The organism is Pseudomonas sp. B21-010, assembly GCF_024749325.1.
GTDB classification, from domain to species: domain Bacteria; phylum Pseudomonadota; class Gammaproteobacteria; order Pseudomonadales; family Pseudomonadaceae; genus Aquipseudomonas; species Aquipseudomonas kilonensis.
In genome coordinates this window covers 2,578,440-2,590,979 of record NZ_CP087198.1, presented here as the reverse complement: position 1 = coordinate 2,590,979, position 12,540 = coordinate 2,578,440, and the positions used below count along the sequence as shown (strand labels likewise).

The following is a 12,540-nucleotide window of genomic DNA, read 5'->3' as shown; positions in this document are numbered from 1 at the left end:
ACCACTCCATTGTAATTATTCAGCGCAGGCCAGCACCCCGCTTGCGGGAGCCGTGCCAGGCGGAGCGCTGCCGAGGCTGGTCTTGGAGTCGATAAAGCCTCACGGCCAACCGACTGTGGGCCGATACTGAAGGGGCAGAAACGCACTGACTAATCGCTTGTCGGGATGCGACCTATCGGCAAATGCGATACCTGGCTGCACCGCGCCAAGTGCCGTGAAAAATCGAACAGGCGTCGCTCGATTCGCCCACTCATGGGACTTGACGCCGCGATAGGAAGGTCGGAAGGTATTTACAAAATAAATACAAGAATCGAGACCGCCATGCGTTTTAACCACTTGGATCTCAATCTCCTGGTGGCGCTTGATGTGTTACTGGAAGAGCAGAACATCACCCGCGCCGCCGAACGCCTGCACATGACCCAATCCGCCACCAGCGGCGTACTAGGCAGGCTGCGCCTCTACTTCGAAGATGAACTGCTGGCGCAGGTCGGGCGCAAGATGCAGCCCACGCCCTATGCCCGTGAACTGGCGGCGCCCGTGCGCCAGGTACTGCTGACGATCCAGTCCTCGATCACCGCCAAACCGGTGTTCGACCCCGCCACCAGCAAGCGCCATTTCCGCCTGATCACGTCGGACTATCTGATCAGCGTCCTGTTTGCCCGGGTGATCCAGAAAATATCCCTGGAGGCCCCGCACATCACTTTCGAACTGCTCGGCCCCGGCGACACGTCCACCGAGCTGCTGATGCGCGGCGAGGCCGACATGATGATCGTGCCTGAGCGCTATCTCATCGAAGGCCACCCATCGCAGTTGCTGTTCGAAGAAGAGCATGTTTGCGTGGTGTGGGACGGCAACACCCAAGTGGGCGACAGCATCAGCCTCGATCAGTACATCGAGATGGGCCATGTCTCGGTGATTTTTGGCCGCAACCGGCAGTTAAGCGTCGAAGAATGGCTGATGAGCCAGTACGGTTTCACCCGTCGCATGGAAGTGGTGACCCACGACTTCAACACCTTGCCGCAACTGATCGTCGGTACCCAACGCGTCGCTACCATGCTCCAGCGCATGGCCAGGCTCTACGCCAACTACCTGCCGCTGCGCATCCTGCAACCACCGGTAAAAATCCCGGTGATGCGTGAGTTCATGCTCTGGCACCGGACCATGGAGGGGGATCCGATGCACCGTTGGCTGCGGGCGAAAATCAGTCAGATCATCAACGAGCTGGAACAGTAGTAGCAGCCATTGCTCGCGGGCGAGGTCAGGTACGAAAGTGCCCGACGGCCGCCTTGAGCTCGCTGCCAACCTGTTGCAAATCGGCCGTCGAGACTTGCAGCTGCAGGCTTTCCCTGGCACTGCCCTCGGCCACTTCGCGCACCCGCGTCATGCTCTGGCTGACTTGCTCGGCCACCACACTCTGCTGCTCGGCAGCCGCGGCAATCTGCTGGTTCATCTGCTCGATGCGGGACACCGCCCGGGTAATCCGCGCCAGTGCCTGGGAGGCTTGTGCGGCAAGCACCACCGTTTCATCGCTCAGCACATGGCTGCCTTGCAAGCGCTCGGCGGCTTGTTGGGCAACACTGCTCAGACGAACGATCAACCCTTCGATTTCCGTGGTCGAGCGCTGTGTGCGTCGTGCCAGGCCACGCACCTCATCGGCGACCACAGCGAAGCCACGACCATGCTCCCCCGCCCGCGCGGCCTCGATGGCGGCGTTGAGCGCCAGCAGGTTGGTCTGCTCGGCCACCGCCTTGATGACATCGAGCACACCACCAATCGCCGCGCTCTCCACCAGCAAAGACCGCATGGCCTCGGCACAACCACTCATCTCCACGGCCAGGTGGTCGATCTTGCCACCCGCCTGGCGAACCAGTTCATCGCCCTCACGTGCTTGTTGGTCGGCATGCGCCACCGCTTCGCTGGCCTCACCCGCGTTGCGCGCGACCTCCTGCGCCGTGGCGGCCATCTGTTGCATGGCGGTGGCGGCCAGTTCGGTTTCCTGGCGTTGATGTTCGACACCACGGCTGTTGCTCAAGGTCACTTCGGCCAAACTGCCGGCCATGCCGTTAAGCGAGCCGACACCTCGGTCGATGCGCCCGACCAATCCCCGCAGACTGCCCAACATGCTGCCCACGGTGCCCAACAGTTGGCCCAACTCATCACGACGACCACTGTCTGACGGCGGATCACTCAAGTCCCCCGCTGCTACGCGCTGGACCAACTGCACGGCCTGGCGCAACGGCTGCACAATCAACTGGCGGATCAGCAGGCTGGCGCCAATGCCCAAGGCGAGTGCCAGAACAGTGATCAAACCCAATTGGCGATCGGCATTGCGATTATCGTCCAGGACCGCCTGCCTTTGCTGCTCATCGGCCTGGGCCAGCAGCTTGCTTACCTGCTCGGTCTGCGCGTTCATCGCCGCACTGCTTTGCGCACTTTGCCCACGGCTGTCGACGAACTCGCGGAAGGCCTTGCGGTAGTCGCCCAGGGCAGTGCTCGCCTCCTGCAGCGACTCGCCTTGCTGCTCGCCAAGATCCAGTGCCTGCATGGCGGCCAGCAGGTCACTCATGCTCATTTCCCAGTCGCTGCGGTAACGCTCCTCGCCATCGAGCGAGTAGTACAGCTCGCTGTCACGCAGTTTGGCGAGTTTGTCCCGCAACGCGGCCGTCTGCTCAAGCCGCACCATCTGATCGCTGTCCGGCGGTGTCCCCTGCCCCAACCGGGTGTTGAGCACATCCAGTTGATCGAGAAACAGCAGGGTAAAACTGTCGCCAGCCGTCTGCGCCAGTGCCTGCATGCGCAAGCGCGCCTCCCGAGCCCGACGCAACGAATCGGCATAGCCGAGAAACTGCTCCAGATACGTGCTAGCGGCCGTGCGTACTGCGCTATTGGCGGGCTCAGCATCGAGTTGCCGGTTCAGTGTGCCGATCACCTCGCGGACCTGGTCCAGGCGCTGTGGAGCAAGGTCCAGGGCGAATGCTTTCTCGGCGATACGCGCACGCAGGATCAGTGCCTGGATCGACGACTCCTGACGCGACTGTTCACCGCGCTGCTGCAACACACCCAGGGAACGAAAAGCAGTGACCGCCACCGCCAACGTCACCAGCAGCACCAGGCCGAAACCCAGCGACAGCTTGGCCCCCACCGATAGATTGCCAAACACACGGCTCAGTACAGGCATGTCCGACTCCTCGCACGGTCATGGAAAAACAGCCTGCCCTTGGCGCCCAGGCTGATCGCTGTGCCGGGTTTGGACTCACTCATCTGCCGATACCTTATTCTTGTTGTTGTGCGCGCCAGGGACTCCGACCAATAGCGCGGTGTAGCCGCAACTCTAATGAGTCGTACCTCGACGACACCAATCGCATCCTGCGTTATGAGCAATCGCAAAGCACGATGATAGGTATCCGGATTTGCGGCTTGAACGGTGAGAAGAGAACCCTTAGGCCATGGCGCACACACGCTCTATCAGCGTTCGCAATACCTCCCATCCCGACTCGCGATTGGCCAAACCATTGGCCTCCCCTTAGCCTGCTTCGAACCGTCAGGCCTGGCCATTCCCGCGCCGGACCTGGCCGCCTGCCGTTGCTTGCACAAGGACAATAACAATCATGTTCCGCTACTTCCCGACCAACTACGTGTGGAATCTTTCCGTCGACCTGGCCATTGAAATGGGCGCCCGCATCGGCGAAATCGAAGAGATGTGCGCGCCGCTGCAGGAGGCCGCCAAACAACCGGACGCCGCCGGTAGCAAGGCCTTCCGTGAGACCTGGGCGAACATGGCCGACAAGCTGTGCGGCCTGGCTGAAGAAGACGAAGGCAAGGGTCGAATGTTGTCTGCCGGTGAAAAATACAACCGCGCCGCCACCTACTACCTGAGCTGCGAACGCCTGCAGGCCCATGGCGCTCCTGGCCGCACGGAGCTGTACCAGCGCTTTCTGCACACCTTCCAACGCGGTATCGAACTGGCACGAGAAAACTGCGAGCGCGTTGAAATCCCTTACGAAGGCAAACATATTTCCGGCCTGCTGGTCCGTGCCGAAGGCGTCAGCGGCCCGGCGCCGATTCTGGTGCAGGTCAATGGACTGGATTCCACCAAAGAAATGAAATACCGCGTCGGCCTGCCCGCCTGGCTGGCCAAACGGGGTGTGTCGTCGTTGATCATCGACCAGCCTGGCACAGGCGAAGCACTGCGCCTGCATCACCTGACGGCGCGTTTCGACAGTGAGCATTGGGCCAGCCGTGTAGTGGACTGGCTGGAAACCCGCGACGATGTCGATGCCAAACGCATTGGACTGGAAGGTGTGTCACTGGGCGGCTACTACTGCCCGCGCGCGGTCGCCTTCGAGCCGCGCTTCGCTTGCGGCGTGGTGTGGGGTGCCAACCATGACTGGCGTGATGTACAGAAGCGTCGCCTGGAAAAGGAAGGCAGCTTCCCGGTGCCGCATTACTGGTCGCACGTGGCCTGGGTATGGGGCGCCAATGACACCGATGAGTTCATGGCCATCGCCGAGAATGTTCATCTGGACGGCATCCTGGATCGCATCAAGGTGCCTTTCCTGGTCACCCACGGTGAAAAGGATTCGCAGATTCCGCTGAAGTGGGCACACCGTACCTACGAGCAGTTGGTCAACAGTCCGAAGCGCGAGCTGAAAGTCTTCACCGAACGTGAGGGTGGCGTGCAGCATTCGAGTTTCGATAACAGTATCAATGCTGGTCAGTACATTGCCGATTGGGTGGCTGAAGTGCTCGGTGGTCGTACTGCATGAGAGGGGTTGAACGTCCCGGCACGACTGTAATGCTGTTCACTTAGGAAAAACGGCGCTTCTTTCAGAAATGGGAAGCGCCGTTTTTTTTTGGTTTTTTTTGAGAAAGCTCGGTGTCTAGTTGCTTTGGTGTGTATATCCGTTGCTGCGGTAACGGCCGCTTATGGTTCCGCTCTTACAGCGGCTCACTTTTGGAAGAGCGCCAAAAGTAAGCAAAAACGCTTTGCCCCACCACTCGGTGCCTCGCCTAGGCTCGGCATGCCTGAACGAAGGCATTGCTCCGTGGGCCCGCCGCGAAGGGCCATCCATGGCCCAGCGCGGCTAACCCGACATCCATGCCGGGTTGCCCACTGCGCAATACCTTCGTTCAGCCAGCGTGGTTAACGGGGCGCCCGAGATCAACGTCCACCGCGAGGCGGCCTGGTAGCCGACCTGGTTCTTGGTGGGACCGCGTTTCTCCTGTGGGAGCGGGCTTGTTCGCGAAAGCGGTGTGTCAGTTTGCGGTGATGTTGGATATGCCGGCCTGATCGCGAGCAAGCTCGCTCCCACAGGTGATCTTGGGTGTATATCGGTTTGGTGTTTGCTAAATATCCCTTGTGGGAGCGAGCTTGCTCGCGATAGCGATGGCGCAGCCACATAGATGTTGGACATGCCCCGCTCTTGCTTTGCTTTTGATCTTGATCTGGACGCCCCGTTAAACCACGCTGGCCGAACGCAGGCATTGTGGAGTGGGCATCCCGGCATGGATGCCGAGGTAGCCGCGCTGGGCCATGGATGGCCCTTCGCGGCGGCCCACGGAGCAATGCCGGAGTGAGGGCAAACCGAGCCTAGGCGAGGTGCCGAGTGGTGGGGCAAAGCGCTTTTGGTTACTTTTGGCGCTCTTCCAAAAGTGACCCGCCGTAAGGGCGGAACCCTAAGCAGCCGTTACCGCAGAAACGGATATACACACCACTCTGAAGCGCGCCCATCGCATTGACGAGACCAACCGTCGATAGTTACTCCATCTCACCCATTCCCAAGCATCTGCCACAACGACGCCCCCACCCCGGTAATGCTCTCCCCGGCAATCAACCCCGCCGCAGCGGTGATGGCGAAGCGTTCCGTGAGGCTCGGCCAGCGACAGCTCACCAACCACGTCAGCACCGCACCGAGGGCCATCATCAGGGACACCGAGGCCGGCAAGACGAAAGCCAAGCCCAAGGCCGCCGTGCTTGGCAAGTAGCGGGCCCGATGCGCCGGCAGCAGGCTGTCGAGGACTCCCAACAGCAAGCCAACCAGGCCGCCGATGAAAATCGCCCAGCGAATGCTCGCTGACAACGAGTCCAGGCCCAGGGTCAGGGTTTGCGCCACGGCCTTCCAGGTGGCGACCGCCGGGGCCGGCCACTCTTCGGTGAGCAGCATGGTTTGCGGGTCCGGGATCAGCGCCAGGTAAGCCAACACCCCGACGATGCTACCGACGAAAATCCCCAGGGTCTGGGCGATCAGCTGCTTGCGAGGCGTGGCGCCGATCGCCCGGCCGACCTTGAAGTCATTCATCAGGTCGGTGCACTGCCCGGCCGAACCACCGGCGGTGTTGGCGCTCATCAGGTTGATCGGCACCTGCCCCGGCGCGACGATGCCAAAGCTCAACTGGGACAATTGGCCGATGGCCCCGATCGGCGGAATGCCCGTGGCGCCCACCACCCGGGCGGCCACCGCCGCCAGACAGATCGCCAAGGGAATGGTCAACAAGGCCATCCACGGATTGATGCCGAACAACAGCACTTGCAGGCTCACCACCAGGATGATCGACAGTACAAAACCAGTGGCAGGCCCAGGCTTCGGTATCGTCCAGATCGCCCCGCCGCCCGCCTTGGTGGACCGGTGCAATGCCCACAAGCGAATCGCCAACGAGGCCAGGGTCGAGCAGACCATCAGGCTCACCCCTGGCCAGAGCAACCACTCCACCAGTGCCGCGAACTGCGGGCCGCTGCTACCGTGCGGCAACCGCACCAAGCCTTGTTCCAGCAGCCACGGCGCCAACCCGCCCCACGCCAGCAAGGCACCGAGCAGCAGGGTCAGGCCCACGCGAATACCGATGATGCCGCCGAACCCCACTAACAACAGCGAAGGGTCAGCGGTAAACGTCAGGCGCTCCAGTTGGGCGCTCGGAGACCAGCGCGGGATGGTCCACATGAAGGTGTCGACCGCCTTGACCAGCCCGGACAGCAACGCGGCGCTGAGCAGCACCTTCAAGCGCGTCGCGGCTTCGTGGCCGTGGTTATAGATATGCAGCAGGGTTTCCAGGGTCGCCATGCCCTCGGGAAATTTCAGCGCCTTGTCATTGAGCAATGAGGGCCGCAGGTACCAGGCAATCCAAATCCCCAGGAAACTCACCGAAAAGACCCAGGCCACCATGGGAATGGCGTCCAACTGCTGGCCGGTCAGCAAGGTATAGGCCGGGATGGGCGCGACCAGCCCACCGGAAATGATCGACGCAGCGGCAGAGGCCACGGTCTGGTTGATGTTGCTTTCGTGCAGCGTCCAGGGCAGTCGCCCCACCGATCGACTCGCCAAGCCTTGCCAGATGCCATAGCCAACCAGCAAGGCAATGATCGACATATTGAACGACCAGCCGATCTTCAACCCGGCATAGACATTGGAAGGCGTCAGCAGGATACCGAGGACGATTCCCGTACTGACCGCACGCGGACTGAGCTCGCGTTCGACGGCGGCGTTCAAGGGGAATGTGGACGAGGTTGGATGCATGCGAATTCCTTATCGGCACTGAGGCAGCGGCCAAATTCAGCCTGATCCCTTGTGGGAGCGAGCTTGCTCGCGATGGCGGAGTGTCAGTCTCCATCCCCGTAACTGATCCACCGCCATCGCGAGCAAGCTCGCTCCCACAGGACCACTTAAAACGGCACCTCAATAAGTGAACGCAGTATTGGCGCAAGGTTCACCCGAGTCGTCCATCCATGGGCTGCGCTCGACTTATTTTCCCCCCTCGTAATTGACCATCCAGGCAATCCCGAAACGGTCTTCGAACATGGCAAAGCGTTCCGCCCAAAAGGTCTTCTCCAAGGGCATGTACACGCTGCCACCTGCACTCAAGCCTTTAAATAGCCGCTCGGCCTCCCCCACGCTGTCGACGTTGAGGGAAACCGACACGCCTTGCGGCTTGCGAAACGGCTGGCCTGGCGGGCAATCGGAGGCCATCAGGCTGAAAGCGCCGACGGTCAGGCAAGTGTGCATGATCAGGTTGGGATCCTTGGGCATCCCGGTTTCCTCGGGGGCCTCGGCAAAAGACATGGAAAACAGTTCGCCGCCCAGTACCTCCTCATACAAAGCGAAGGCTTGCTTGCAGTTACCGTTGAAGGTCAGGTAAGGAATGATTCTCATGGTCGGGTCTCCTGCAGTCGGTTTCACGATTGGCCGGACATCTGCGCCCGCAAGCGTTCTTCCTGCTCGCGCAATTCAGGGGTAAAGGACTCGCCGAACTCCTCGAGCTCGAAGAGCTGGCGGATCTCGATTTCACTGTCGCTGACCATCGGGTTCGGGCAGCGCTTGACCCAGTCGATGGCCTCCTGCAGTGACTGGACCTTGAAGATCCAGAAGCCGGCGATCAGCTCCTTGGTTTCAGCAAAGGGCCCGTCGATCACCGTCCGGTCCTTGCCGGAAAACTGCACGCGCACGCCCTCGGCACTGGGATGCAGGCCTTCACCGGCGAGCATCACCCCGGCCTTGACCAGTTCTTCGTTGTAGGCACCCATGGCGGCCAGCAGGTCCGCGCTGGGCATTTCTCCGGCTTCCGATTCCGGACTGGCTTTGACGATCACCATAAATCGCATGCTGGTATCTCCTGAGAATGGATGGATCAAGCCGCCCTTGTGGCGGCTCTACGGACTAATCGAATGGCAATGGCCGAAATCGACAGGTCGACGCCATTATTTTTCGATAGACCGTTGGCGGCCAGGGAGACCCAGGCTCCCTGGCCGTGAGCCACGTCCAGCGCTCAGGGATTCCACTGGAATCGATAGATGTCTCGATAACCATTGCTGGGGTCGTACAGGAGCTTCGTCCCGCCGTCCAAGGTGATATTGTCGGCATTGACCAAGTGAACCGGTGCCACGAAACCGCTCACCGGCTGACCTGCCATCAGTCGGTTCAATTCATCGATCACCTGCCAGCCATGCACATTGAGCGGTTCGGCCACGGTGACGGTCTGGTAGTTTTTTTCCTGTATGCGCAAGAACGCCGAAGCACTCCCGTCACCGGCCGACATCAGACTGATGCCGTCGCGGGGTATCGCGGCGCTGGCCAAGGTGGCCACCGCGTAGTCGAAATAGATATCGTTGATGGCCAACGTGTGGGTCCAACGCTTGCCATGGCGCTGAAGCAGTTCCGTGGTGATCGCCGGCATTTTCTCGCGGCTTTCGGAGATCGCGACATCGCGCACCTCCAGCAACGAGCACTCCCGACAGGCCCGAATCACGTTTTCCATGGCCTTGGCTTTCGCCATGGCGATGCTGTACCTGGAGTCGGTCAGGATGACCACCCCGGCCTTTCCGTTCGACTGCGCCACTGCCGCCATGGCCGTGATGCGAGCCACTTCGAGCGGGTCGGTCGTGACGTTCATGGCCATCGGCGTCCCATCAATCGGCCCGGGCCGCTCTCCGGCGTGCCAGCCCACCACTGGCACGCCCTTGTCGGCGAAGACGGCCAGCGCCGCCTTGTTTTCAAGGGCGTCGGCACCGCACAGAATGAGGCCATCGGGGTTCGCCGCCAGGGCATCGGCAAAGGCCTTTGCACGCCCGGCCGAGGAGCCAGCGCCATCGAATACCCTCAGCGTCCAGCCCATCGCCTTGGCGGCCTCGCGAGCGCCCTGGGCGACACCGACAATACCTCCGTTGCGCATATCTTCTGCGACAATGGCGATACTCTTGCCGCGCTGGGCGCGCGGGCCGGATTCGGGGCCACTCCAGGGAACGGCGCCGAGAGTGGCCTTGGCAACCATTTCCTGTGCTTGATTCACCGTCACTGTGGCGTCCGTCGCTGCCGGTAGATCCTGGCCGTATCCGGGCGTTGCCGCGAAGAGACAGAAAGCCGTCATTGAAATTATCTTGAGCAACCGGGACCTGGCCTTACAGGTTTGATCACAGCGTGTGATGCCGGGTCTGGAGCCGATGGCGCGATCATAATGTGTCATGGCGTCTCTTTTTTTTATGGATGCAGTGTTCAAATTCAGTGTCCGCAAGGATAGTCGGTTCTGCTGTCATCGGCCCGAAAGGGGAATAGCAAGTTTGTAACATCCTTCCAGCCCCGGTCCTCGCTCGACATCCATTGTTCGACGCACCACGAAGTGAGGAGCCTGTCGATCCCATAGCCTATGAGCCAAACATGGAGGAGATGGCGATGACACGCACCCGTTTTTTTGGAAAAACTGTACTGGCCTGCACGTTCATCCTGGCGATTATCGGCTGGGGAATCGGCTTCTATGGGCCGCCGATTTATATGCAAACGGTCATGGAGCGCACGGGTTGGCCGATCGCCCAGGTCTCGGCTGCCGTGACCTTGCACTTTCTCAGCGGCACGCTTGTCATCGCCAACCTGCCACGCCTTTACGCACGCTTCGGGATACCCGCCATCACCCTGCTGGGCAGCATCCTCCTGGGTATCGGCGTGAACATCTGGGCTCACGCCAACCAGTTATGGGTGCTGTATACGGGCGCCGTCTGCTCGGGTATCGGCTGGGTGACATTGGGTGCCGCGGCCGTTAACACCCTGATCGCGCCGTGGTACGTCAAGGAAAGACCCAAGGCCCTGGGCAAGGCCTACAACGGCGCCAGCCTGGGTGGCGTGATCTTTTCGCCGCTGTGGGTGTTGCTGATCGAGCGTTTCGGCTTTGCCATGGCGGCGCTGGTAATCAGCATTGTCGCGGTGTTGCTCATAGGCGTCTTCGCTTTCCTGGTCTTCAACAAAAGCCCACAAAGCCTGGGACAACATCCCGACAATGCAGACCAACCGGAACCCGTGCCGATCAGCACCGACGCCACGCCGTGGACCGCCATGCAGACCCTCAGGTCGGCAAGGTTCCGCACCCTGGCAGCCGGCATGTCCTTGGGGCTATTCGCCCAGATCGGCTTGATCGCGCACCTGTACTCGATCCTGGTGGGTCGCATGGGGGCGCATGACGCCTCATTCGCCATGGGTCTGGCCACTGCCAGTGCGATGGGCGGCCGATACGTCGCCGCACGCCTGATGATCCAAGGCATGAACCGCCGACAACTGGCCTGTCTCGGTTATGCCATCCAGATGCTGGGCACGCTGATGCTTCTCGGTCTGGACCTTCACCCGACAGTGGCCTGGATAGCCGTGGTGTTGATCGGTTCGGGCATTGGCAATGCCACCTCCTTGCCGCCACTGATAGCCCAGACCGAGTTCAGCCGAGAACAAACCGCCAGGGTGATCGCCCTGATGGTCGCGATCAGCCAAGCCACCTACGCCTTCGCCCCGGCCTTGTTCGGCCTGGTGCGCTCCCTCTTCACCGATCCGAATCACGCCATCGTCGCCGTCGTGACAGCAGCAGTCGTCGTGCAGGGGCTCGCCATTTGGTCGTTCTATCCACTTCATTACCGAAACAGGGGTGGGTATCGCTTCATACCATGGGCATAGATTGACGAGGGTAAATCGTCACGGAGGCGCGTAGCTTATTGCCGCCGAAAACACACATTTTGTCGAATGCCTTGTGGCTGACGGGAAGATGCTGGCAGTCAAGTGCCTGACGGTGCTGACTATGATCAATGTCTGGATCATGCAGGTAGACGAAGTCCTCATCGTAATCAGTGACAATGACCCAGTGTGGGGCTTTCGAGCGCGTCAGTCGGTAGCTGCTGATCAACACCAGGGGTTGACCGCCCTCCTTCAGTGCCTGAGCTAGGTCCAGTTGGTTGCTACTCACCTGCTCCACATCACTCTGCGCGAGTTCGCTGCAGAACGCTTCATGTACCAGGCGCATTACTTCTTTTTTATGTTCGTCGCGCACACCGTCGAGAAATAGCGGACCTGCGATACTCACTTGCAAGCGTACTCGAAACCCCCGGCGCCAGGCCGCGAGTGCCAACCCTTGGGGACTGCAACCACCGTGCCCTGAAGTCATGAACACCGTGGTGGCTTCACGCCAGATCTGCAGTTCGTCCCTACGCCCGATTAAACGATCGGGTTGCAATGCCTTCATGGCCATCAAGAGGCAAGCCGGGCCGCAGGTAAACTCAGTGGTCTGTTGGTAGTAAGGTACCTGGAGCTCACGGTTTTCCCGAGGCTGCACAACACGCTTTTCCAAGCGCAGTGCATGCAAATGGTCTTCGTAGTAGTCGTTTACCACGGCGAAGCGCCGGTACCCATTGCGCTCATAAAGACTGATGGCAACCGGATTATCCGGTCGGACTTCCAGTCGCAGGTAGGCGCAGTCGTTCGCGCGTGCGCACTCTTCCGCCTGATCCAGTAGCTGTTTCCCCAAGCCCAGGCCACGACTATGGGTGGCGATGGCGATGGAGTACAGACGCGCCAGCGAGGTGCCGCGGTGGAACAAGACCAGGCAGTAGCCCATCAATTGGCTCTCGGCCTGCGCGACGATCAGGCTGGCATGGGCTCGGCCGATCATCCACTGGAAACTGCGCGGCGTCAGCCGGTCATGGGTAAAGCACTGGTTTTCCAATTCCAGCAGAGACTTCAGATCATCGTGTGTCGCCTTGCGAAATACCAGGTTCATATAGCCGCCGTAAAAATTGCGTAACGA

9 protein-coding genes and 1 pseudogene are annotated in these 12,540 nt (G+C 60.6%); 3 read left to right on the top strand and 7 right to left on the bottom strand.

What is annotated here, in order from left to right:
• Positions 1 to 321 precede the first annotated feature (321 nt).
• Complete coding sequence (locus LOY50_RS11535) at positions 322 to 1,233, top strand: LysR family transcriptional regulator (protein WP_253473635.1); 912 nt, start codon at positions 322 to 324, stop codon at positions 1,231 to 1,233.
• Between the two features lie 25 nt (positions 1,234 to 1,258).
• Here LOY50_RS11535 and LOY50_RS29105 read toward each other — a convergent pair whose 3' ends face one another.
• Together LOY50_RS29105 and LOY50_RS29100 are read right to left on the bottom strand one after the other, a co-directional pair.
• On the bottom strand, positions 1,259 to 2,059 hold the full coding sequence (locus LOY50_RS29105; RefSeq protein ID WP_408980862.1) for a methyl-accepting chemotaxis protein: 801 nt from the start codon (positions 2,057 to 2,059) through the stop codon (positions 1,259 to 1,261).
• Between the two features lie 57 nt (positions 2,060 to 2,116).
• Positions 2,117 to 2,413, bottom strand: a pseudogene (locus tag LOY50_RS29100) (HAMP domain-containing protein); the annotation flags it as partial.
• A gap of 1,195 nt (positions 2,414 to 3,608) precedes the next feature.
• Here LOY50_RS29100 and LOY50_RS11525 point away from each other — a divergent pair.
• Positions 3,609 to 4,766: a S9 family peptidase gene (locus LOY50_RS11525; RefSeq protein ID WP_258690902.1), complete on the top strand. Its 1,158-nt coding sequence runs from the start codon at positions 3,609 to 3,611 to the stop codon at positions 4,764 to 4,766.
• A 1,002-nt stretch (positions 4,767 to 5,768) separates the two neighbouring features.
• Here LOY50_RS11525 and LOY50_RS11520 read toward each other — a convergent pair.
• From LOY50_RS11520 to LOY50_RS11505, 4 genes are all read right to left on the bottom strand, one after another.
• The gene (locus LOY50_RS11520; RefSeq protein ID WP_253473626.1) at positions 5,769 to 7,511 is read right to left on the bottom strand and encodes an OPT family oligopeptide transporter; all 1,743 of its coding nucleotides are present in this window, start codon (positions 7,509 to 7,511) and stop codon (positions 5,769 to 5,771) included.
• Positions 7,512 to 7,736: 225 nt separating this feature from the next.
• A complete protein-coding gene (locus LOY50_RS11515) occupies positions 7,737 to 8,144 on the bottom strand; it encodes a VOC family protein (protein ID WP_258690901.1) in 408 nt (135 codons plus the stop codon).
• Between the two features lie 23 nt (positions 8,145 to 8,167).
• A complete protein-coding gene (locus LOY50_RS11510; protein WP_258690900.1) occupies positions 8,168 to 8,593 on the bottom strand; it encodes a YciI family protein in 426 nt (141 codons plus the stop codon).
• A gap of 164 nt (positions 8,594 to 8,757) precedes the next feature.
• Entirely contained in the window at positions 8,758 to 9,777 is a 1,020-nt protein-coding gene (locus LOY50_RS11505; protein ID WP_214509363.1) for a substrate-binding domain-containing protein, read from the bottom strand.
• Between the two features lie 380 nt (positions 9,778 to 10,157).
• Here LOY50_RS11505 and LOY50_RS11500 point away from each other — a divergent pair, with 380 nt between their 5' ends.
• Complete coding sequence (locus LOY50_RS11500; protein WP_258690899.1) at positions 10,158 to 11,417, top strand: MFS transporter; 1,260 nt, start codon at positions 10,158 to 10,160, stop codon at positions 11,415 to 11,417.
• On the opposite strand, the gene LOY50_RS11495 is transcribed toward LOY50_RS11500, so the two are convergent.
• Positions 11,401 to 12,513, bottom strand: a complete 1,113-nt coding sequence (locus tag LOY50_RS11495; protein ID WP_258690898.1) for a GNAT family N-acetyltransferase/peptidase C39 family protein — start codon at positions 12,511 to 12,513, stop codon at positions 11,401 to 11,403. The two genes, LOY50_RS11500 and LOY50_RS11495, sit on opposite strands and share 17 nt — an antisense overlap.
• Positions 12,514 to 12,540: the final 27 nt, after the last annotated feature.

What these genes read in the sequence shown, in the direction of transcription:
- LOY50_RS11495 (WP_258690898.1), bottom strand. Translation starts at nt 12,513, where the DNA reads ATGAACCTGGTATTTCGCAAGGCGACACACGATGATCTGAAGTCTCTG.
- LOY50_RS11520 (WP_253473626.1), bottom strand. Translation starts at nt 7,511, where the DNA reads ATGCATCCAACCTCGTCCACATTCCCCTTGAACGCCGCCGTCGAACGC.
- LOY50_RS11500 (WP_258690899.1), top strand. Translation starts at nt 10,158, where the DNA reads ATGACACGCACCCGTTTTTTTGGAAAAACTGTACTGGCCTGCACGTTC.
- LOY50_RS11535 (WP_253473635.1), top strand. Translation starts at nt 322, where the DNA reads ATGCGTTTTAACCACTTGGATCTCAATCTCCTGGTGGCGCTTGATGTG.
- LOY50_RS29105 (WP_408980862.1), bottom strand. Translation starts at nt 2,059, where the DNA reads ATGGCCGGCAGTTTGGCCGAAGTGACCTTGAGCAACAGCCGTGGTGTC.
- LOY50_RS11525 (WP_258690902.1), top strand. Translation starts at nt 3,609, where the DNA reads ATGTTCCGCTACTTCCCGACCAACTACGTGTGGAATCTTTCCGTCGAC.
- LOY50_RS11510 (WP_258690900.1), bottom strand. Translation starts at nt 8,593, where the DNA reads ATGCGATTTATGGTGATCGTCAAAGCCAGTCCGGAATCGGAAGCCGGA.
- LOY50_RS11515 (WP_258690901.1), bottom strand. Translation starts at nt 8,144, where the DNA reads ATGAGAATCATTCCTTACCTGACCTTCAACGGTAACTGCAAGCAAGCC.